Annotated in this window: 17 protein-coding genes and 1 tRNA gene; 10 read left to right on the forward strand and 8 right to left on the reverse strand. The window is 64.9% G+C overall.

What is annotated here, in order from left to right; all coding sequences use genetic code 11:
* Positions 1-2,479 (reverse strand): ATP-binding cassette domain-containing protein (locus VEI45_RS04385; protein ID WP_324850485.1); only part of this gene is annotated, 2,479 nt, incomplete at its 3' end.
* Positions 2,480-2,595: 116 nt separating this feature from the next.
* Positions 2,596-3,084: a MarR family winged helix-turn-helix transcriptional regulator gene (locus tag VEI45_RS04390; protein WP_324850487.1), complete on the reverse strand. Its 489-nt coding sequence runs from the start codon at positions 3,082-3,084 to the stop codon at positions 2,596-2,598.
* 123 nt (positions 3,085-3,207) lie between these two features.
* Here VEI45_RS04390 and VEI45_RS04395 point away from each other — a divergent pair, with 123 nt between their 5' ends.
* Together VEI45_RS04395 and VEI45_RS04400 are read left to right on the forward strand one after the other, a co-directional pair.
* A complete protein-coding gene (locus tag VEI45_RS04395; RefSeq protein ID WP_324850489.1) occupies positions 3,208-5,292 on the forward strand; it encodes an ATP-binding cassette domain-containing protein in 2,085 nt (694 codons plus the stop codon).
* Entirely contained in the window at positions 5,289-6,134 is an 846-nt protein-coding gene (locus tag VEI45_RS04400; protein ID WP_414687394.1) for a CbiQ family ECF transporter T component, read from the forward strand. Before VEI45_RS04395 ends, VEI45_RS04400 begins: the two co-directional genes overlap by 4 nt.
* Here VEI45_RS04400 and VEI45_RS04405 read toward each other — a convergent pair.
* Genes VEI45_RS04405 through VEI45_RS04415 form a run of 3 tightly spaced genes read right to left on the reverse strand, consistent with a single transcriptional unit; the run spans position 6,131 to position 9,148 of the window.
* Positions 6,131-7,471, reverse strand: coding sequence for a sugar ABC transporter substrate-binding protein (locus tag VEI45_RS04405; protein WP_324850493.1), 1,341 nt, complete (start codon positions 7,469-7,471; stop codon positions 6,131-6,133). The two genes, VEI45_RS04400 and VEI45_RS04405, sit on opposite strands and share 4 nt — an antisense overlap.
* Positions 7,468-8,292 carry a carbohydrate ABC transporter permease gene (locus VEI45_RS04410; protein ID WP_324850495.1) on the reverse strand — a complete coding sequence of 275 codons (825 nt, stop codon included), beginning with the start codon at positions 8,290-8,292 and terminating at the stop codon, positions 7,468-7,470. The genes VEI45_RS04405 and VEI45_RS04410 overlap by 4 nt, the downstream gene beginning before the upstream one ends.
* The gene (locus tag VEI45_RS04415; RefSeq protein ID WP_324850497.1) at positions 8,279-9,148 is read right to left on the reverse strand and encodes a sugar ABC transporter permease; all 870 of its coding nucleotides are present in this window, start codon (positions 9,146-9,148) and stop codon (positions 8,279-8,281) included. Before VEI45_RS04415 ends, VEI45_RS04410 begins: the two co-directional genes overlap by 14 nt.
* Before the next feature lie 33 nt (positions 9,149-9,181).
* On the opposite strand from VEI45_RS04415, the gene VEI45_RS04420 reads away from it, so the two are divergent.
* The 4 genes from VEI45_RS04420 (at position 9,182) to VEI45_RS04435 (ending at position 14,121) form a co-directional block, all read left to right on the forward strand.
* Positions 9,182-10,699 (forward strand): TldD/PmbA family protein, encoded by a 1,518-nt coding sequence (locus VEI45_RS04420; RefSeq protein WP_324850499.1) that lies wholly within the window; start codon positions 9,182-9,184, stop codon positions 10,697-10,699.
* Positions 10,696-12,069 carry a metallopeptidase TldD-related protein gene (locus tag VEI45_RS04425; protein WP_324850501.1) on the forward strand — a complete coding sequence of 458 codons (1,374 nt, stop codon included), beginning with the start codon at positions 10,696-10,698 and terminating at the stop codon, positions 12,067-12,069. The genes VEI45_RS04420 and VEI45_RS04425 overlap by 4 nt, the downstream gene beginning before the upstream one ends.
* A gap of 61 nt (positions 12,070-12,130) precedes the next feature.
* Positions 12,131-12,925, forward strand: coding sequence for a carboxymuconolactone decarboxylase family protein (locus VEI45_RS04430; protein WP_324850530.1), 795 nt, complete (start codon positions 12,131-12,133; stop codon positions 12,923-12,925).
* A gap of 338 nt (positions 12,926-13,263) precedes the next feature.
* Positions 13,264-14,121: an FkbM family methyltransferase gene (locus tag VEI45_RS04435; RefSeq protein WP_324850503.1), complete on the forward strand. Its 858-nt coding sequence runs from the start codon at positions 13,264-13,266 to the stop codon at positions 14,119-14,121.
* 274 nt (positions 14,122-14,395) lie between these two features.
* Here VEI45_RS04435 and VEI45_RS04440 read toward each other — a convergent pair whose 3' ends face one another.
* Positions 14,396-15,412 carry an acyl-ACP desaturase gene (locus VEI45_RS04440; RefSeq protein ID WP_324850505.1) on the reverse strand — a complete coding sequence of 339 codons (1,017 nt, stop codon included), beginning with the start codon at positions 15,410-15,412 and terminating at the stop codon, positions 14,396-14,398.
* Between the two features lie 229 nt (positions 15,413-15,641).
* Between VEI45_RS04440 and VEI45_RS04445 the strand changes: the two genes are divergently transcribed.
* Positions 15,642-15,715: transfer RNA gene (locus VEI45_RS04445), tRNA-Ile, on the forward strand.
* 176 nt (positions 15,716-15,891) lie between these two features.
* Here VEI45_RS04445 and VEI45_RS04450 read toward each other — a convergent pair.
* On the reverse strand, positions 15,892-16,098 hold the full coding sequence (locus VEI45_RS04450) for a hypothetical protein (RefSeq protein ID WP_324850507.1): 207 nt from the start codon (positions 16,096-16,098) through the stop codon (positions 15,892-15,894).
* A 390-nt stretch (positions 16,099-16,488) separates the two neighbouring features.
* On the opposite strand from VEI45_RS04450, the gene VEI45_RS04455 reads away from it, so the two are divergent.
* Positions 16,489-18,102 (forward strand): MFS transporter, encoded by a 1,614-nt coding sequence (locus VEI45_RS04455; protein WP_324850509.1) that lies wholly within the window; start codon positions 16,489-16,491, stop codon positions 18,100-18,102.
* A gap of 94 nt (positions 18,103-18,196) precedes the next feature.
* On the opposite strand, the gene VEI45_RS04460 is transcribed toward VEI45_RS04455, so the two are convergent.
* The gene (locus VEI45_RS04460) at positions 18,197-19,321 is read right to left on the reverse strand and encodes a 1,4-beta-xylanase (RefSeq protein ID WP_324850511.1); all 1,125 of its coding nucleotides are present in this window, start codon (positions 19,319-19,321) and stop codon (positions 18,197-18,199) included.
* 261 nt (positions 19,322-19,582) lie between these two features.
* Here VEI45_RS04460 and VEI45_RS04465 point away from each other — a divergent pair, with 261 nt between their 5' ends.
* Together VEI45_RS04465 and VEI45_RS04470 are read left to right on the forward strand one after the other, a co-directional pair.
* Positions 19,583-20,728, forward strand: coding sequence for a zinc-binding dehydrogenase (locus VEI45_RS04465; protein ID WP_324850513.1), 1,146 nt, complete (start codon positions 19,583-19,585; stop codon positions 20,726-20,728).
* A gap of 217 nt (positions 20,729-20,945) precedes the next feature.
* On the forward strand, positions 20,946-21,962 hold the full coding sequence (locus VEI45_RS04470) for an ABC transporter substrate-binding protein (RefSeq protein WP_324850515.1): 1,017 nt from the start codon (positions 20,946-20,948) through the stop codon (positions 21,960-21,962).
* Positions 21,963-22,000 lie beyond the last annotated feature (38 nt).

Here is a 22,000-nt window from a genome sequence, read left to right on the forward strand (position 1 = left end):
CACCCAAGCCGACCAGCATCGCCATGTCGAACAGCCACCGGCCGGCCGAGTGTGTCCATGACTCGTCGGAGGCCGCCAGTAGGTTGACCGCGTGCACGTCGACCGTGGCAGCCGAGGCGGCGAAACCCCACCGGGACGGCACCACCCACGAGATCTGCTCCAGGCCGAACCGGCCGGCGACCGGGAACATCGCCCCGGCGAACACCACCGAGATCAGCACGACCAGCACAGCCGTCAAGAGGATCTGCTGGGAGTAGGTGGCCTGCGATGAGAATGCCAACGCCACTATCGCTGAGACGACAGTGGTGAGCGTCAGGACCACGAACAGTTCGAAGGTGGCCGCGAACGTGCCATGGCCGAGCAGGACGGCACCATGAGTGGGCGCGCCTTTGCCGACAACGGCGGCCGTGGTCATGATGGCGGTCTGAACGATCGCGACGAGACTGTAGACGATGACCTTGCCGGCCAGGAACGCCGATGCCGACAAACCGTTGGCTTGGTCGCGGCGGAAGATGCGCTGTTCGCCGAAGAGGTCGCGGATGCCCAGCGCCGTGCCCATGACAACGGCGCCGATATTGAGCACAGCAAGGATCTCGACGGCTTCGTCGGGACTGTTTCCATAAGGATTCGCCGGGCCCAGGCCGGCATGGCCGGGCACCAGTAACGCGATCGCGCCGAACAGCACCGGCAGGATGGTCAGGAAGATGAAATACCGCTGATCACCGACCATGAGCCAGCCCTGTCGACGGGCAGCGATCGCGATTTGGTGCCACAAGTGCAGGCGCGCAGTCGGTTCAACCGGACCTTGCGGCGGTTCCGCTTCCGGCAGCGCCCCCTGCTGGTGGGCCAGATACGCGTCATGTGCTGCATACGGATCCTTGCTGACCCGCTCGAGGATTTCCGTCCAGTTGGTCGTGCCCAACTCGGCGCCGATCTGCGCGGGCGGCCCGGCGAACGCCGGCGTGCCGGTCCCGGTGAGCAGCACCACCTGGTCGCAGATGTCGATGTCGGTTGGCGAGGTTGTTGCCAGCACGACCACGCGTCCCTCGTCGGCGAGTCGCCGCAGCGCCGCCGTCATCTCGCGTTCGGCTGCCGCGTCGAGTCCGGCGGTCGGCTCGTCGAGGACAAGCAGTGACGGATTGGTCAGCAGTTCCATGGCCATCGATGCGCGCTTGCGCTGTTCGGCGGTGAGGTTGCCCACCTGGATGGTGCGCAGCAGGCTCAATTTCATCTCATCGAGCGCCCGGTCCACGCTTTGACGGCGATGATCAGCGGAAGTGCTTGGCGGCAAGCGTAATTCAGCGGCATAGCCCAACGCTTGCTCGATGGTGAGCGCAGGATGCAACAGGTCGCATCGCGGCACTACTCCGATGTGTCGGCGTAGGTGATCGGACGTGACGTCGTGCCCGTCGAAATGGACTGTGCCGACACTCGACTGCACCGTTCCGCCTAGCACGTCGACCACAGCCGATGTGCTCGCCTGCGAAGGTCCGATGACCGCGGTGAGCATTCCGGGCTCAGCGGTGAAGGACAGGTCCGCCAGCGCCTGCTCGCCGTCGACGGTGAGTCGTACCTGACGTGCCTGCAGCGGACCGGTCTTGGCCGGACGCGGGGGCGGGACTTCTCCGGCCGCCGGTGCATCCGGGGTATCCGGTGCATCCGGCCGACGCAGCCCGGTAGTGGGTGCGGCCTCGTGAGGCCGGGGTTGCGGGGGCTGCGGGCGCAGCTTTTGCATCGCGCCAGTCAGCGCCTCGACCAAAGCTTTCCGTTTGCGTGTGGCCGGAGCGAACGCCGGCACAGGTCCCGGCTGAGCTTGCGGCGGCGCTGGCCAGCGGACCAGGGGCGGCCGTGGCGGTGGCGGTTGGGTCGGCCAGGGGGCCGGATTTGGCGCCAGCGGTTGAAACTGGGCGGTTGGCGGCGCCGGTTGGTCTGGCCATGTCGGCGAGTCGACGCGGTGAGGCCTGGGCGGCGTCGGCATGGCAGGTGGCGGCGGAACCGGCGGTCGTTCTGGTTGATCCGCCCGGGGCGGGGGCGGAGCAGGCGGCGGCCATCCGGGTTGGCCGGGTCGGCGATGCGTAGCGGGCGGCGGCGGTGCGGGCCGCATCTGCGGCGGCACGGGCCGGACCTCCGGGCGCGGCACGCCTCTCGGCGGCGGCGGTGGCGGGGTGCCGAGCTGAAATACCAGCCGCGGTCCGTGTTGCGGATCGCCGAGGGTGATCGCTTTGCCGTCATGGATGAAAACCGTGGACATTCGCACGCCGTCGACGTAGATGCCGCCTTCGCCGCGGTCGACGGCTATCCACTGGCTGCCGTTGTAATGCAGCACCACGTGGGTGGGCGAGGTGGAAGTACCGATGCCGTCGATGCGGATATCCGCCCGGCTGTCGCGGCCGACGGTCACGTTCCGGCCGACGGGAAAGGTGTATCTGTTGGGTCCGAACCACACGATCAGAGGGGAAGCGAATGCTCCCGTCGGCATAGCCCCCCCTTCCGCGCCCATCTTCTTGGGTCAGTGACGGTTGTCTATCCGCCATGATGCGCCGACAAACCACCGAAGAGACGTCGGCGCTGGCCAAGGGGCCCCGCCACCAGCGGCTAGCGAGTTGCGCCGGGTCGCGGGGTCGGCCCGGCATCCTCCAGAACGCGGCGCAACACCGCAACCGCATCCGCCAATGTTTGGCGGTCCGCGGAGTCCAGTTTGGCAAGTTGCGGCTCGATCACCGCGGCCCGGTCGACCCGCACCCGGTTGAGTGTGCGCATGCCCTGGGCGGTGATCCGGATACGGACTGCCCGGGCGTCGCAGGGGTCGACGGTCCGGGTGACCAGCCCGGCGTCTTCGAGCCGCCGCACTTGGGTGGTCATCGTCGGCTGTGAGCAGTGGTCCACGGCGGCCAGGTCACAGATCCGCGCTTCACCTTGGGCGTCGATGGTCGACAGCAACCGGGCCTGCGCGGCCGGCAATTGCATCTGGATGCGTTGAGTGGCGTAACGGTTCAGCCGGGCTACGACGGCGAGCAGATCCGCGCCCAGACCGGCGCCGGCCTCCCCGGCCGCGCCCCGATCGGCGGTGGCGGATGAAGTCATCCGTCCATAGTTGCATAGCTGGTCTATGTAGACCACTCAACCGGGTAATTTCGATGAGGCAAACTCGTGTGACCCACGCTGCGCGTACGGGGAACTTCCCGGACAACTGGCAGAATCGATGAAATGACCGCGACTGGCCCTGTGACCACGCCCAGAGGGGCTGGACCGCTGCGACCCGGCGAACTCGCGCAGTCAGCGGTCATGGCGGCCTTGTGTGCGGCGATCGCGATCATCGCCGTCGTCGTCCCTTTTGCGGGCGCATTGGCGCTGCTCGGCACCGTCCCGATGGGGCTGCTTGCTTATCGGTACCGGATCCGGGTGCTGATCGCGGCGGTGGTCGCCGCCGGGATGATCGCTTTTCTCATCGCGGGTCTCGGCGGGTTGATGACGGTGGTCCACAGCGCCTACGTCGGCGGCCTGACCGGAGTCGTCAAACGCAGAAGGCGCGGTACCCGGACCGTCATTGGCGTGGCCTTTGTTGCCGGAGCGCTTTCCGGCGGTGCGGCGGTCGGCGCGTTGGCCGTGCTTTCGCGACTTCGCCACCTTATCTTCCAGGCCATCACCGCCAACTTCGATGGGATTGCGGCCGTCTTGAGAGGAATCGGGCGCTTCGCGACTGCACATCCTTTTCCGTTCAGCGGGCCGCTGGGGGCCGGGCTGGAGGTGGCCGCCGACCGGCTCAAGTGGCTGTTGGCCGAGGCGCTGCATTACTGGCCGTGGCTGATTCTTGCCAATGGCATCGCCTCGATCGTGGTCGTATCCCTGATCGGTTGGTGGGCATTGTCACGCGTGCTGGAGCGGATGCGGGGTATCCCCGATGTGCACAAATTGGATGCACCGGTCGACAACGCGCCCATCGCGCCGGTGCCAGTTCGGTTGGACCAGGTGCGCTTTCGCTATCCGAACACGGACCACGATGCGCTATCCGCGCTCAGCCTGGACGTCCACGCCGGCGAACATCTGGCCGTCACCGGCGCCAACGGTTCGGGCAAGACCACGCTGATGCTGCTGCTTGCGGGTCGGGAACCTACGTCTGGCACCGTGGACCGCCCCGGAGCGGTGGGGCTGGGCCGGCTGGGCGGTACCGCGGTTGTCATGCAGCACCCGGAAAGCCAGGTGCTCGGGACCCGGGTGGCCGACGATGTGGTGTGGGGCCTGCCTCCCGGGACGACCATCGATGTCGGCCGCTTGCTCAGTGAAGTCGGTCTCGACGCGCACGCGGAACGCGACACCGGAAGCCTGTCGGGTGGCGAGCTGCAGCGGCTGGCGGTGGCCGCAGCGTTGGCGCGCGAGCCGGCGCTGCTGATTGCCGACGAGGTCACCAGCATGGTCGACCAGCAGGGCCGGGAAGCGCTGTTGGGCGTGCTATCCGGCATGAAGCAACGACACCGGACCGCGCTGGTCCACATCACGCACTACAACAATGAAGCCGATTCTGCTGACCGTACAATCAATCTCAGTGGTTCGGGGGATAACACCGACATGGTGGAGACCACCGCCGCGCCGGCCGCAACTGCCGTGGTGGGCCATGACTCCGGCGCGCCGGTGCTTGAACTCGCCGGCGTCGGGCACGAATACGCCAGCGGGACTCCGTGGGCGAATACCGCGCTGCGCGATGTCAGCTTCGCGGTGCACCAGGGAGATGGATTACTTATCCACGGCGGCAACGGCTCAGGTAAGTCGACTTTGGCGTGGATCATGGCCGGGCTGACGGTGCCGACGACGGGAACCTGTCTGCTTGACGGCCGACCCACTTATGAACAGGTCGGCGCGGTGGCGTTGTCGTTCCAGGCGGCACGCCTGCAGCTGATGCGCAGCCGGGTCGACCTGGAAGTGGCTTCGGCGGCCGGTTTTTCACCGAAGGACCACGAACGCGTGTCAACCGCGCTGGCCGTCGTGGGACTGGACAGCGCGTTGGGGAAGCGGCGCATCGACCAGCTCAGCGGAGGTCAGATGCGTAGGGTCGTGCTGGCCGGCTTGCTGGCGCGCTCACCGCGGGCGTTGATCCTTGACGAGCCGCTGGCCGGCCTGGACGCCGCCACTCAGCGCGGTCTGCTGCGGCTACTCGAGGAACTGCGTCGCGAGCAGGGCCTGACCGTGATCGTCATTTCCCACGACTTCACGGGGTTGGAAGAGGTGTGCCCGCGCATCCTGCATCTGCGCAACGGTGTACTGGAACCGGCTTCGGCAACGGCCGGAGGCCTGTGATGACCACGGCGCCACCGGATGAACGCCCAGCCCGCCAGCCAACCCGTCCGGTGGTGCTGCTGCGTCCGGTACCCGGCAGCTCGGCAGTCCACGAGCTGTGGGCCGGCACCAAACTACTAGTGGTCTTCGGCATTTCGGTGCTGCTGACTTTCTACCCGGGATGGATCACGATTGGGCTGGTGGCGGCCCTGGTGCTGACGGCGGTCCGGATCGCACACATTCCACGAGGCGCGCTTCCGTCAGTACCGCGCTGGCTGTGGGTGTTAATGGCCTTCGGCGGCATCACCGCGGCCTTCGCCGGCGGCAGCCCGGTCGTCGAATTAGCCAGCGTGCCAATTGGATTCGGTGGGCTGTTGAACTTCCTACGCATCACCACGTTGTCCATCGTGTTGCTGGGCCTGGGAGCAATGGTGTCGTGGACGACCAATGTCGGCGAAATAGCGCCTGCAGTCGCCACTTTAGGCCGCCCACTGCGGCTCTTGCGGATCCCGGTCGACGAGTGGGCCGTCGCATTGGCGCTCGCGCTGCGGGCCTTCCCGATGCTTATCGACGAATTCCGAGTGCTCTACGCCGCGCGCCAGTTGCGGCCCAAGCCGGTAGCGGCTACCCGCCGGGCTCGTCGCAAGCGTCGTGCGCGGGAGTTGATCGACTTGATCGCTGCGGCGATCACTGTGACATTGCGGCGGGCCGACGAGATGGGTGACGCCATCACGGCGCGCGGCGGCACCGGTCAGATCTCGGCGGCGCCGTCGCGGCCGAAACTGGCCGACTGGCTGGTGCTCTCGATCACCTTCGCGATGTGTGCCGTGGCGATCGCACTGGAAGTACCGTTGGGCCGCTAGCGGCGCGTCGCGGCGTTGGCCGCGTCTTGGGCTCGGTGCAGGGTCGTCGACACATCGCTGCGGCCCAGGAACATCTCGTCGAAATAGGGCTTGATGACCTGATTTCCGGCGGCGAAGCCGGCGCCTCCGGGCGCATCGATGCGCGGTCCGTTCAACACCGCGAAGAACGGCTTGACGTCGACATTCTTAGCGGCCCAGTAGTCGAAGTACACCTTCTGCGCCGACCGCACTGCGGGAATGGCGCTGCCACGCCGACCGACATATTGATTGCCCTCGTTGCCGCCCATCCAAGCCAGCACTTGGCGCACCGCGTCCGGGTGTGCAGACGCGGAATTACCCGCCGCGGCAATGCCGTTGGTGACGGTGACTCGCCCCTTGGGGCCTTCGGGCAGCATCGCCACGCCCCACCGGAAGCCGGCCTGGTCCGCCACCGCCGCCAGGTTGTAGGTGCCGGACTGGAAGAGCGCCATCCTGCCGGCCAGGAACTGGTTGCGGGAGAAGTCACCGTTGTCGTTGGTGTCCGAGGCAGGTGGCGCGACGTGGTCACCGTTGATCAGCCTGACCAGATAGCTGAAAGCCTCGATCGCGCCGGGGTTGTCGAAGGCGAAGCGATCACCGTCCTGGAACACACCGCCGGCCGACCCGATGTAGTTCAGGTAGATGCCCTGCGCGTCGTTGGCCGCGTTGTAGGCCCACTGCCGGATACGTCCGGCATCGAAACCCGGTGTGGCCGCCGCGCGTCCGTCAGCGTCAACGGTGAGCCGGGCCAGCAGCGGGCGTAACGTGTCGCCGCCGCCCGGGCCCCACCGCAGCGACGCCAACTCGGCCGGGTTGATGCCGGCGGCGGCGAGCAGATCAGCGTTGTAGTACAGGGCGATTCCGCCGTCGGTGAGTTGGGGGACTGCCCACAGCGCACCGCCGCGGGTGAACTGCTCGACCACTGACGGCTCCCACGCTGCCGCGGCGCCCGCCCCGAGGGTCTTCCCGATGTCGATGAGCCGGCCGCTGTCGGCATACCCCGCGAGATAGGCGCTGGAGATCCAGAAGATGTCGTCGGCGCTGCCGCCTGCGACATCGGTGCGCAGCGTGTTGAAGTAGGTGGAGTACGAGACCACATGGGTGTGTACCTCGATGTCTGGATGCGCCCGGGTGAACGCGGCAAATGACTGCCGATACGCCGCGGCAACCTGCTCATCCCACAGCCGAACGGTGACCACGGTCTTGCCGCCAGCCGGCGTGGCCAAGATGTCCAACAGCACCGCCGTCGCAGCGAGCAAGGCAGCGACGAGCACTAAAGCCAGCGCGAACAGCGTGGAAAACCTTGGCCGGAGGCTCATTTCAGCCCCGTAACGACGATCGATCGCACGATGTGCCGCTGGAACATCACAAACAGCACCAGCAGCGGCACGATCGCCACGGTCGTGGCGGCCATCACCAGCGTCCACTGGGCGTTGTACCGCGACTGCAACGCAGCAGTCGCCACCGTCAGCACCTGCCACTTGGCACCGGTGGTGATCACCAATGGCCACAGGAAGTGGTGCCATTGCGACACGACGGTGATCAGCATCAGCGTGACCAGAACCGGCCGGCTGGAGGGCAGCACCACGTGCACGAGCACGTCCAGCGTGTTGGCGCCGTCGAGATATGCGGCGTTGACCAGATCGTCGGGTATCGCGCGAAAGTACTGGCGCAGAAGGAAAATCGCGTATGGTGACCCGAACATGAATGGCAATACCAATGCCCAAAACGTGTTGCGCATCCCCAGCTGAGCCATCATCAAATAGAGCGGCACCACCGTCACCGAACTCGGCACCATCAACGTCGCGATGTAGACCCAAAACAGTGCATCCCGGCCGGGAAAACGCAGCCGTGCGAACGCATACGCGGCAAACACCGAAAAGGTCAGCTGCCCAAGGACGATCACCGCCGTCATCAACGTCGTCACCGCCAGCGCCCGTCCGAAGCCTGCGCCGCCCAAGTCGGCGTAGTTGGCCAGCGTCGGCGGCCGCGGCCACGCCAACGGTGTGCCCGTTGCGAACTGGTGCGCGGAGGTGAACGAGGTCAGCAAGCCGAGCGCGAGCGGCGCCAGGGTGATCGCCGCACCCAGCACCAGGCCGGCGTAAACGAAGACCGCCGAGGGCCGATTAGGTGAGGTCATAGCTGATCCGTCGACGGAAGTACAGGTGTTGGATGACGGTGATGCCGACCAGGATCACGAACAACACCACCGCCATCACCGACGCCCGGCCGATCGCCGCCGCCCCGAACGCCTCGGCGTAGATCCGGTGTGCAACCAAGTCGGTGTGGTCCTGTGGTCCGCCGCCGGTCAGCGCGTAGACAGTGTCGAAAACCTGGGCGGCACTGATGACCCCGGTGACCAGCACGAAAAACATGGTCGGCCGCAGCATCGGCAAGGTGATGCGCCAGAATCGCTGCCAGGCGGTGGCCCCGTCGATGCGTGCCGCGGAGTGGACGTCGGTGGGGATCGCCAATATGCCGGCGAGGAAAAACAGCGCGACGTAGCCAACATTGGCCCACACGACCACCGCTGACACCACCGGCAGCGCCAGGCCGGGATCGGTGAGCCATTCGATGCGATGCCGCAGCAGGGTGCTCACCGCGCCGTCGGTGGGCGCCAGGATCCAGCGCCACGTCACCGCGATCGCCAGCGGGACGCAGATCCACGGCAGCACGTAAAGCGTGCGGAACAACCCGCTGCCGGGCAGATCGCGCGCCAGCAGCGCTGCAACCGCAAGCCCGAGCACCGTCTGCGCCGGGACCACAATCGCGACGAAAAACAGCGTGACCAAAAGGGAATTGCCGAATGCCGAATCGCTGAGCACCGAGCGCCAATTCGCTCCTCCGACATACTCGATCGGCCCAAGCAGGTCCCAGCGGTGCAGGCTCAGCCACACCACGACGAAGATCGGCAGCAGGAGAAAAGCGACCACCCCGAACAGGCTGGGGGCGAGTAGCGCATACCCCAGCGCGGTAGATCGGCGGGTCGCAGCCATGAGGGTATTAAAGCCGGTCGTTACGGTGGTGTGGTGACACCGAACCGGGGGATCGATGCCGACTTTCTGCACCTGCCCCGCCACGAGCTTGCCGACGCGGCGCTGTCGGCGGCCACCGCGGCCGGGGCCAGCCACGCCGACCTGCGGATTCACCGCATCACCGCCGAGATCATCCAGCTGCGCGACGGCGAGCTCGAGACTGCGGTGATCAGCCGCGAGCTCGGCCTGGCGGTCCGGGTCATCGTCGACGGCACGTGGGGCTTCGCCTCGCACGCCGAGCTGTCACCGACGGTCGCCGCGGACACCGCGCGACGCGCTGTCTGGGTAGCCACCACGCTGGCCGCGCTGAACACCGACCCCGTCGAATTGGCGCCCGAACCGGTGTACGGCGACGCCGACTGGGTCTCGAGCTACCGGGTCGACCCGTTCGCCGTCGCCACCGCCGACAAGATCGCCGTGCTCGAGGAATATTCCGGCAGGCTGCTGGCCGCTGACGGGGTGGATCACGTGTCGGCCGGTCTGAACGCCGTCAAGGAGCAGACGTTTTACGCCGACACCTTCGGCTCGTCGATCACTCAGCAACGGGTGCGGATAATGCCCGTCCTAGAGGCGGTCACCGTCGACGCCGGCGGGTGCGGGTTTGACTCGATGCGAACGCTGGCGCCGCCGATGGGCCGCGGTTGGGAGGTGCTCACCGGCGACGAGGTCTGGAATTGGACCGACGAGCTGGCGCAGCTGCCGTCGCTGCTGGCTGAAAAGATCAAGGCGCCCAGCGTGGTGCCGGGCGCGACGGACCTGGTGATCGACCCCACCAACCTGTGGCTGACGATCCACGAGTCCATCGGCCACGCAACCGAATACGACCGTGCCATCGGCTACGAGTCCGCCTACGCCGGCACGTCGTTCGCCACCCCCGACAAGCTCGGCAGCCTGCGCTACGGCTCACCAGTGATGAACGTGACAGCCGACCGGACCGTCCAATTCGGTTTGGCCACCGTCGGTTACGACGACGAGGGGGTGGCCGCTCAGAGCTGGGATCTGGTGCGCGACGGGATCTTCGTCGGCTATCAACTGGACCGGGTGTTCGCGCCGCGGCTGGGCCTGACCCGCTCCAACGGCTGCTCGTACGCCGACTCGCCGCATCACGTGCCGATACAGCGGATGCCCAACGTCTCGCTGCAACCCAGCCCCGAGGAGCTGACCACCGACGACCTGATCGCCCGCGTCGACGACGGCATCTACATCGTCGGCGACCGATCCTGGTCAATCGATATGCAGCGCTACAACTTTCAGTTCACCGGCCAGCGGCTCTACCGCATCCACAACGGACGCCTCGACGGCCAGCTACGCGACATCGCCTATCAAGCCACCACCACCGACTTTTGGAACTCGATGGAAGCTGTCGGCGGGCCGTCGACCTGGCGGCTCGGTGGAGCGTTCAACTGCGGCAAGGCCCAGCCCGGGCAGGTGGCCGCGGTCAGCCACGGCTGCCCGTCGGCCTTGTTTCGGCGCGTCAACGTGCTGAACACCCGCATCGAGGCCGGCCGATGATCAGCGCCCAGCAGGTTGTCGACATCGCCCTGGACGCCGCAGCGCGGCACGGACGCGCCGACGAGACCATCGTGCTGGTCACCGACCGCACAGCGGCGTCGCTGCGCTGGGCTAACAGCTCGATGACCACAAACGGTGTGTCAATCGCCCGCAGCACCACCGTGATTTCGATTGTTCGCCAAGGTGATACCGCGCACGTGGGTTCACTGACGTCGTCCGAGGTTGACGCCTCGGTGATCGACGGGCTGGTGGCGGCATCGCAAGCGGCTGCCGCGTCTGCGCCGGCGGCCCGCGATGCCGCGCCACTGCTGAGCGGCAATGGTGCGCCGGCCGACTGGGATGCGTCGACGCCGGGCACCGGCCCCGAGGTGTTCGCCGACCTCACCCGAGGGTTGAGTGTCGGGTTCCGGGGCAGCGACCAATTGTACGGCTTTGCCCGGCATGGGCTGGAGACGGTTTATCTGGCCACCTCGGGTGGGTTGCGGCGCCGCTTCACCCAGCCCACCGGTTCGGTGGAGATCAACGCCAAACGCGACGGCGCTAGCGCATGGGTGGCGGTAGGTACGCCCGATTTCGACTATGTGCCAACGGATTTGCTGCTGGAGGAGCTATCGACGCGGCTGGGATGGGCCAACCGTAGCGTCGAGCTGCCCGCGGGCCGCTACCAGGCCATCCTGCCGCCGTCGGCGGTGGCCGACATGATGGTCTACTTGGCTTGGTCGATGTCCGGTCGCGGCGCGCAGGAGGGCCGCACCGCGTTGTCTTCACTGGACGGCGGAACCCGGGTGGGGGAGCGGCTGACTGATCTGCCGCTGACGCTGTATTCCGATCCGAGCGTGCCCGGTTTGGGGTGCACGCCGTTCGTGGCGACGGCTAGCTCGTCGGAGACGGTGTCGGTTTTCGACAACGGCCTGGACATCGAGCGGGTGGACTGGATCCGCGACGGGGCGATCAATGCGCTGGCTTACCCGCGGGCCGCGGCCGCGGAGTTCAGTGCTCCCGTCGCGGTGGCCGCCGACAACGTGGTGATGACCGGCGGCAGCGCGGACTTGACGGACATGGTCGCTGCGACCGAGCGCGGGTTGCTGCTGACCACGCTGTGGTACATCCGCGAGGTCGACCCCACTACGCTGCTGCTGACCGGGCTGACCCGCGACGGCGTCTACCTCGTCGAAGATGGCGAGGTGAGCGCGGCGGTCAACAACTTCCGGTTCAACGAGAGCCCACTGGACCTGCTGCGACGGGCCACCCAGGCCGGCGTCAGCGAGCGCACGCTCCCGCGCGAGTGGGGCGATTGGGTGACCCGGACGGCGATGCCGTCGCTGCGGATTCCCGACTTCCACATGTCGTCGGTGAGTCAGGCGACATAATGCGAGGGTGCGTGACGACGAGCTCACCCGACTGGTCGCGTTGTCGCCCGGCGACGGTCGGATGACGGGACTGGTGCGACGTGTGTGCGGAGAGACGCTGTCATTGCCGCCGCTTCCGGCCGAGGTTGCGGTGACCGGCCCGGGATCGGATGCCGAAGCCGCCGAAGACACGGTAACCGGCTTCGCCGAACAGTTCAGCGTCGATGTCTCGATGATCGGTGACGAGCAGCGCTCGTCGTTGTGGTCTGCATTGGGAGACAACACGTTTGGCGTCGTCGTGCAGATGTATATCGCCGACTTCGTCCCGCGGGTGCGAGCCGGGCTGGAAGCCCTCGGCGTCGGCGAGCAGTACCTGGGATGGGCGGACGGGCGGGTCACCTGGGATCGCACCGGCGATCCGTCCGACGCGGTGTTCAACGGCTTTCTACCGGCGGTGGCGCGGCTGCGCGACCTCGATGCGCTGACCTCCGAGCTGGTCCGGCTGCGCGGCGCGGCTCAGCACAACTGCCGGCTGTGCAAGTCGCTGCGCGAAACGACAGCACTCGATGCCGGCGGGTCGGAGACGCTATACGGCGACATCGAGCACTTCGAAGCGTCGGGGCTGCTGACCGATCGCCAGAAGGCGGCGCTGCGTTATGCGGATGCGTTGATCTGGTCGCCAAGCCGGATTGACCGTGGCATCGCCGCCACAGTGCGTGCGCACTTCTCCGATGCCGAGGCCGTCGAGCTGACCTTCGACGTGATGCGCAATGCGAGCAACAAGGTCGCGGTGGCGTTGGCCGGCGATGCCCCGCGGGTTGAAAACGGCACCGAGCAGTATCTACTCGACGTCGACGGTCAGACGGTGTTCACCTGACGTTTGTCTGTCTAACTGGTCACCCCGTGCGACCATTGCTGCCGCGCGGGCAACAGCAAAGGAAGCGCAGCACGACTCTGCCGAATCTCTATTTGGGGCCATCATCGCGGTGCTCGATAAGCACGAGGCCGAGCACACTTTGACAGCGGAGATTCTGGAGGATCTCGCCAAAGCGTATGCGGCAGTGGCTGCCAGCAGTGTTCCGCACCAGCCGCGACTAGGTGCCTTGCGGCGACCCGAATGTGAACTCGGGCCCCTAAAGCATCATGGGTCGCGGCGCGCGACGCTAATCTCACGGTTGTGGATCTGCGACCTAGCCAGCTGATCGTCAATTAACGGTGAGAGCAACTGATTTGAGCGCCCTTCGGGACCTGCTGGCGCCGTCGCGCCTCACGCACGTAGTAGATGTGGGGGCGAACCCTCTCGACGGCGGCAAGCCACCCTACCTACCGATGCTCAACGCCGGCCTCTGTCATGTCACCGGCTTCGAGCCACAGGAGAAGGAATTACTGGTGCTCCAACTAACGCGTGGCCCGAACGAGCGGTATCTGCCGTACGCGGTGGGCGACGGTAGCTCACACACTTTGAAGGTCTGTCGCGCGACGGGGATGACGAGCCTGCTCGAACCAGACCCAGCGACTCTGGGGTTGTTCCCGACGCTCCAACCGTGCGGTGAGGTGATTGAGCGCATACCGGTTGAAACTCGCCGGCTTGACGATATCTGCGAGATTGAGCACCTCGACTTGCTCAAGATCGACATCCAAGGAAGTGAACTGTCTGTCTTCCAAAACGGGCAGCAGAAGCTCGCCGAGGCGGTGGCGATTCAGACCGAGGTGTCGTTCATAACTTGGTATCAGAACCAACCATCATTCGGCGAGGTTGATTTAGAGCTTCGTCGTCAGGGGTTCATTCCGCATTGCCTTACCGAACTGAGGGGGAGACCGATCGGCGACTTTGAGGTCGGCGACGATGCTCTCCCACAGGTGAATCAGCTCACGGAGGCCGACATCGTCTATGTGCGAGATTTCATCCACCCAGATGTCGTGACGGATGAGCAGTTGAAGCATTTGGGATTGATAGCGCATCACTGCTATGGATCGTTCGACTTGGCGTTTCGGTGTGTGCAGTTGTTGGAGGAAAGGCACGTGGTAGAGGCTGAAAGCTCGCAGCGGTACCTGAGTCTGTCGAACGGCTAGCGAGCGCCAAACCACCGCGTTACGCGGCGATATCAGCGGGCGCTAATGTCAAAGTGGTGCAATGCAATAAGGCTGGATCCGTGAGCTGAGACGCGTTCGCGCGCTAGTGGGACCCCTGCTGCAGATCAGCGACGGGTGGCGCCTCAGCGGTCATGTGTTACCTCTAAAGGAGCTGGTAACTGTCCCAGCACCTGATAGCCCGCCCAAGTATGCCGAGCCCCACTGCACAGACCCAGGGCCAAACGTCCCAACGGCTTTGCGGATTCAGGCGCCGTCAATGCCGGCTCATGCTGAGCGTGCCGTTGGTCTTGAGCGCTTTCGCGGCGGTGATGCCTTCGGCCTTCCGGGCCTCTCGCTCGAGGTAGCGCTGCTTGGACACCTCGAACTTGTCGCAGGCGGTTTCGAGCTCTTTGACCAGCAGCGCGATGTCGTCGCGCATCCGGGCGGCTTCGCCGGTGAAATCGTCGCGTTCGAAGATGCACCATTTCTTCAGCACCGGCATGACGACTTCGTCGAGATGGATACGGGGGTCATAGACGCCGCCGACGGCGATGATCACGGCCTTGCGGCGGAACTCGGGAACCGTGAAGCCGGGCATCTGGAAGTTGCGCAGCACTCGATGCACCGACGTCATCGCCTGGTTGGGCGCGATCTCCAGGCCGGCTTCGGTGACGTCGCGGTAGAAGATCATGTGCAGGTTCTCGTCGTACGACAACCTGGCCATCAGCTGATCGGCGATCGTGTCGTTGCAGGCCTTGCCAGTGTTGCGGTGTGAGACGCGGGTGGCCAGTTCCTGGAACGAGACGTACACGACGGAGTCGAACAGGCTCTCGGCGAACAGGTCGCCCTGGTGGTTCTGGCCCGGGCTGAAGCCCCGGGTCATCTGCTCCATGCGCAGTCTCTCCAATTCGAACGGGTCGACTGCACGGGTCACCACCAGGTAGTCGCGCAGCGCGGTGCTGTGCCGATTTTCTTCGGCCGTCCACCGGTTGACCCACTGGCCCCAGGCACCGTCCATGCCGAAGTTCATCGCGATCTCGCGGTGGTAGCTCGGCAGGTTGTCCTCGGTCAGCAGGTTCTGCACCATCGCCACCCTGGCGACGTCGGAAAGCCCGCATTGCTCGGGCTCCCAGTCCTGACCGTCTAGGGTCTTGAAGTTCTTGCCCTCTGACCACGGGATGTAGTCGTGCGGATTCCAGTCTTTGAATTTCGCGAGGTGACGATTGAGGAGTCGCTCAACCACGGGCTCGAGGTCGTGAAGAAGTTGTTGCTGGGTCAAGGCGGTGGCCACGATGCCTCCAGGGTATGTGTGTATGCCGGTTGCAGTTAATGTATCTGTACAACGCGGTTACACACAAGTAAGGGTAGGCAACGTTATCGCTGGCCTTATGTGGACGGCTGGGGCGCACCACGGCTTCACTCGCGATCGGCGCGGGCGCTAATGTCGACTTCGTGCAAGGGCCTTTAGCGCAGGCGGCACCCGTGAGGCGGGAGACCGTATCCACAGCTAGGTAGCACCGGGGGCGGTAGCTCAGTTGGTTAGAGCCGCGGACTCATAATCCGTTGGTCGCGGGTTCGAGCCCCGCCCGCCCCACAACATCGGTGTATTACCTCGGCTGATGCTTGACGTTTCAGTTCCGGGTGATGCCTGACAGTGTTTCGGTTGATCCTTTACAGCGGTTTCGGCTGATCCTTGACACTCCTTCGATGAGGGAGTTGAGCGTGGCTGAGCAGAGGTATAAGGCCGCACGCCAGACGCAGTTTGGTCAGTCAAATCGGCTGGAACGGTCGCTCTTCGATGTCCTCGCCGATAATCAAGGCGGTTCCGGCGGGCACTTCCCGCCACACCCCGGGCAGATGGGTCATCGGCTCAGAAATCACCACCCGGGCATCGTCACCGAAGTGCATTAGCCGCTCGCTGTCGGGATAGAGCATGCGCACTGACTCCGGATCTTCGCTCACGAACAGCGTGTTCACTTCGGGTCCGCTGGCACAACGGGCCGCGTACCGGCGCACGCCGTCCGCTTTTCACCGGCGACGGTCTAGTCAAGACCGCCGCGCGCACCAGCCGTGCAGAATCCGCGAGGGAGATTGGAAGCCATCTAGCCATCTGGCAGCCAGTGGGCTCGAAAAAGCGCATAGGTGACAAGGGAATTGTCGGGGTGAGAATCCGTGGGGCGCCCGCTGAGCGGGTGTCTTAAACTTCGAATCGATGCACGACGCGAAAGGCGTTGCCCGAATGTCAGACATCGAACCCCTCCCGCCTTTGCCAACCACGCCCACCGTGTTCGTTGCGGCAATGGGTGGCGCCAGTCAGCTTCGTTGTTGCGAAGTGGCCGAGCAGACGGATTGTCGACAATCGGTTCAGTGGTGATTCAGGATCAGATGCGTGCCGATGGTGTGCAACCGTCGCCATGGGCACCGTTGCGCGATCGCATATACCGAAACCTGTTTATCGCGCAGGTCGTCTCCAACATCGGGACGTGGATGCAAAGTGTGGCGGCCCAATGGTTCTTAGTGGAAGAGCACAGCAGCGCCGTCATCGTCGCACTGGTGCAGACGGCGAGTCTCGGCCCGACGCTGCTTTTGGGATTGTTCGCCGGAGCGCTGGCCGACCTGTTCGACCGGCGCCGGTTCCTGATATTTATGCAGTCGTATGCGGTGCTAGTGACGTTAGCCCTGGCAGTGGTGACAAACCTCGGTCGCCTTGGCCCGACGTCGCTATTGATGTTTACCGTGGCCATCGGCTGCGCTTCTGCGCTAGCCGGACCGGCCTGGCAGGCGATTCAGCCCGAGGTAGTTCCGCGCGAGCAGATACCGGCCGCCGCGACTTTGGCCAGCGTCTCGGCAAACGCCGCACGAGCGATCGGACCGGCAATTGGCGGCATCGCCGTGGCGTTGGTCGGCCCCGCCGCAGTCTTCGCGATCAACGCCGTGTCGTTCGCGGGAATAATCGTTGCCCTGAGAGGGTGGAAACGACCTAAGCAACTCGCGCCAATCGAACGAGAGCACCTCGGCCAGGCCATCATTAGCGGACTGCTATTCGTTGTTAACGCTCCAAACTTCCGCAGGATCTTGTCGCGCACAGCCCTTTTCCTATTCCCCGCCTCTGCCCTGTTGGCGCTGTTGCCACTGGCCGCCGCCCACAGATGGCACCTGGGAGCCAGTGGCTATGGTATGGCGCTAGGGGCCATCGGTTTTGGCTCCGTACTGGCTGTGGCGTTTCCCGCACACTTACGCTGGAAAGTGTCACACAACGTGCTGCTGGCGGCCTCCGCCGCCGCCTACGGTATTGCGCCGCTGGCGGTGATCTGGCTGCCGTTCGCGGCGGCGACGCCTTTTCTGATGTTGTCGGGGATGGCCTGGCTGATCACGTTGACGACGTTGAACGCGACAGCGCAGTTGTCGTTGCCGCGATGGGTTATGGCCCGGGGTTTGTCGGTGTATCTGCTGGTCTCCACCGGATCTCAGGCAATTGGCTCCTACATGTGGGGTGCCGTTGCCACCCGGGCGGGACTTGACACCGCGCTGCTCTGGTCGGCGGTGGCGCTGGGCGCTGTTGCACTGAGTGTGCCCGCGCTGCCGTTGCGGCCGTCCACCGGGAAGCTGAGCGTCGAGGTTTCCACTGCCTGGCCGACACCGACGCTGGTGTTTGAACCATGTCCTAACGATGGACCGGTGCTTGTGGCCGTCCGCTATCGAGTGCCGGCCGAGAACCTCGAAAAATTCGTCGAGGCGATGAGCGCGGTCAGGCGATCAAGGATGCGAACGGGTGGCCACAGTTGGCGGCTGTATCACAGTGTCGGACAACCCGACACGCTCCTCGAAAGGTTCACCGTGGCGTCCTGGAGTGAATTTGAGCGCCAGCGCACCGAGCGCTGGTTGGATCTCGATAGTGACGGTGTCGCGAAGGCGATCGGCTATACCGTCGACCACACCCGTCGGCACGGGTACTACCTCGCTGTGCGTGTGCACCGATGAGCCGAGCAGAGGTATCAGGCCGTGATGGCGGTCATCGCCGACGGGTTGCCGGGGTGGCTGAAAAGATAGGGCGGAAACCACGTTCGCAGAGTGGTTAGAGCCTGCTCAGCTTGCTGATCGTTTGAATCTCGGTGTCCCGGTATGGCCGTCCATCGGGTTGGAGCAGGTCTTGAAACCAGAGCTTCGGAGCCGTCGGGTACGGGTGATCCCAAGAGTCCCATGGAAAGTAGGTCTGGGTCTTACCAGCGACCAACCCCCAATTGATCGCACCAACGTTGTACCGCTTCGCAACTGGCAGGACCCCGTCAACGGTACTACCCAGCGTCCGTGCCAGGTACTCGGTGCAGAGGATCGGCCGCCCCAATGGGGACAGTTCGGCGATCCGGGCCTCGAAACCTGCTGGTTTGTCGTAGCAGTGGAAGGTGACCACGTCGGAGTTGTCCAGTTGGATGCTAGCGATTTCGCTGCGGCGCTGGGGATCCCCCCACTCGCCGTCCCACACGCCACTCGTTAACGGTTGACTCGGATCAACCGAACGTGCCCACCCGAACGCCAGCGAGAGCAGGTCGGCGACGCGGTCCAGCTTGTCTTTCCTCTCGACCTTGCGATACGCGCGGGCAGGATTATCGGGCTCATTCCAGATGTCCCAAGCCAAGACGCGGTCATCCGTGCGGAATTGGTTCGACACTCCCGTGACATAGTTGAGCAGAGTGCGACGGTAGTCGAGGTCATCGAGGTGTTCTGCGCCTGGGCTTTGCACCCAACCGGAGTTGTGGACCCCACGCTTCGGGGCACGCTGCCGTCCCAGTTTGGGGAACGGATCCCAACATGAGTCGAAGAAGACAAAGATTGGTTTGATGCGGTGGCGGGCCGCAATGCTGACAAGTTGCGCGAGACGGCTTTGGAAGCCTCGATGGTCTTGGGCCCAGAGCTGATCGTGGAGGAAGACCCGCACGGTGTTCAGCCCGTGTAATTGGGCCCAGCCGAGCTCGGTATCGATGCGCCCGGGGACGAAGGTGTCGGCCTGAAACATCTCGAGCTGATTGATGGCGTTCGAGGTGATGTAGTTGGCGCCGACAAGCCAGCCTTGCGCTTGATACCAGCGGTTGGCTCGGTCAGGCGACCACCGGTGTTGTTCTGCGGCGGCGCGGGGTGGCTGGGTCAGCGCCTGGCCTGCCGCGAGCAGCAATGGCAGCTTCAGCACTGTTCGGCGCCTCACGAAGTGACCATAATTCCCCGAGTGACGTGGTCGGTCGTGTTGATCGATTCGGACGGTTTGAGGTGCCAATTGATCGGCCCATACTGGTGGGGTGTCGCGGCATCGAAATAAACCGCGTAGACGTCGCGCGGCACAACCGTGTCGCGCGCCGGACTAGGAGACGGCCGGGTGCCGGCTCGCCACGACCAGGGAAGATTTCTGACGGCGTTGCGAATTCATATGATCTGAGCATCCGTCGGAAACAGGAACGAGGCACCACCCATGGCCGGAGATTTGCCTGATATTGCCCTAGAGCTGCGTTCGTTGGTGACATCTGGTGGCGCGCTCGAACTCTCGCTGCACGAGGTTCCAGTTCCAAACCCGGGCGCCAACGAGGTGCTGGTGCGTGTGGAAGCCTCGCCGATCAACCCGTCGGATTTGGGCCTTCTCATTGCAAGCGCGGACATGACTACCGCGACGGTATCGGGCACGCCAGAACGTCCCATCGTCACCGCCTCGGTCGGAGAGGCCTCCCTAGGAGCGCTTTCGGCGCGACTCGACAAATCGCTTCCAGTAGGTAATGAGGGCGCAGGCACCGTGGTGGCCGCGGGGGAGTCTCAAGCGGCCCAGGCCCTCGTCGGAAAAACGGTGGCGATTGCGGGCGGTGCGATGTACTCGCAATACCGAGCGGTCGACGCTTCCGCATGTTTGGTCCTGCCCGAGGGGGCCACAGCACGGGATGGGGCATCGTCCTTCGTCAATCCGATGACGGCACTGGGAATGACGGAAACCATGCGCCGCGAAGGACATTCCGGCCTCGTGCACACCGCCGCCGCATCGAACCTCGGCCAAATGCTGGTCAAGCTCTGCCAGAAAGACGGGATACCGCTGGTCAATATCGTCCGCAAGCCCGATCAAGAGCAGCTGCTGAGGTCGCTCGGCGCAACGCATGTCCTCAACTCGGCATCGCCGTCGTTCTCCACAGATCTCGTCGAGGCTCTCAAAGCCACATCCGCGACCCTTGCTTTCGACGCCACAGGTGGTGGAACGCTGGCAAGCCAGATCCTCAACGGCATGGAGGAGGCGGCCACTTCGACCGCGTCGGAATACTCACGCTACGGGTCGAACGTCCACAAGCAGGTGTACATCTACGGCGCACTGGACACCAGTCCCACGGTGCTTACCAGGAACTTCGGCATGGCTTGGGGCGTCGGCGGGTGGCTGCTGACCCCCTTTCTTCAGGGCGCCGGGGCCGAGACCTTTGGTCGGCTGCGCGCTCGGGTGGCCGCGGAGCTCACCACAACGTTCGCGAGTAGCTACACCCGGGAGGTTTCACTCGCAGGCATGCTCAATCCCGATGCGTTTAACGAATACGTCAAGCGAGCGACCGGAGAGAAGTTCCTCGTGACTCCGCACGCCCTCCCCTGACGTCGTCCCCTCGCGCGGCGACACGGTCTGGCCGACGTGGGCAAAGCGCCTCGAAGTTCTGGTGCGTCAATGGCCGAGGCGGATGAATCTGCAAAGGGTTAGATGTGTCGGGGGTGGGTTTGTCAGCGCCCCAGCAACGGTGTCGAACCGCGGTGGAATGCGACGATCCGTACTCCCCGGGAGTCGGGCGGTTGTTCGATGCGCTTATGTTGTGGGCGTGGTGGCTCGTGCCGTCCTGGTTACCCCGCTGTCGGGCCCGCTGGCCAGATTCGGAAAGGCAGGGGCGAGCGCCCTTGCGCTCTGGGCCGACCGTTCCGGAGTAAGTCTGGAAGTCATCGACGCTTATCCCTCCGCGGCGTCCGCGATACGGGCCGCCGAGGCTAAACGGCCCGACGTGGTGTTCGGACCCTACGGTTCGGGACCCGCGCTCGCGGCCGCGGCCGCAAGCAAAGGGGTCGTCTGGAACCATGGTGGCGCCACCGCCCGGCTGGCGCGGCCGGCGTATCCGCGTGTCGTCAACGGGGAGTCTCCCGCTTACGGCTATCTCGCCGCAGTGCTCGAAACCCTTGTCGCCGAAGGTCTTGGTGAGGGGTCAGAAGTGGTAATAATGCACGTCGACACGGGGTTCGGCCGCGAGGTGGCCGAAGGTGCGGCGATGGCGGCGCGGCGACTCGGTCTACTGAGGCGGTCGGTAACTTTTCGGCCGGGCCGGGCGAGAGACGTGCTGGCGCAAGTCCCGGCGGGCGATGTGCTGCTATCGGCAGGTTCTTTCGACGATGACATCGCTATCGCGCAGTGGGGCAGCGAACGCCGTTGGCGTGCAGTTGGATTGGTCGCCGCGGGGGTCGATGACCTCCGGCACGCCATCGGTGATCGCGTCGAGCGGCTTTACGGACCGTGTCAGTGGTTCGACGACGGGACAGATCATCCCGCGGACGGACCCAACAGCGCGTGGTTCAGCCAGTGTTACCGGGACGCGAACGGTACTGAGCCGCCCTATCCGGCTGCTGCGGCCTTCGCCGCAGGTGTCGTTTGGCAGCGCTGCGTGAAGGAAGCCGGCACGGTTGAATCCCTGCCGGTGCTGGCCGCGTCGCAACGACTCGATACCACCACCTTGTTCGGTCGGTTTCGTGTCGATCCGGTCACCGGCGTGCAAACCGGCCATCAGATTCGGGTCGTTCGGTGGCGAGACGGACAGCGGGTGCTGGTTGATCGGCCGCGTCGCCAGATGTGAGCGTCGAAGGCACATCGCTCGTGCATGGGTCGGCGTGT

Origin of the sequence: Mycobacterium sp. (genome assembly GCF_035623875.1) — a bacterium.
Taxonomy (GTDB): domain Bacteria; phylum Actinomycetota; class Actinomycetes; order Mycobacteriales; family Mycobacteriaceae; genus Mycobacterium.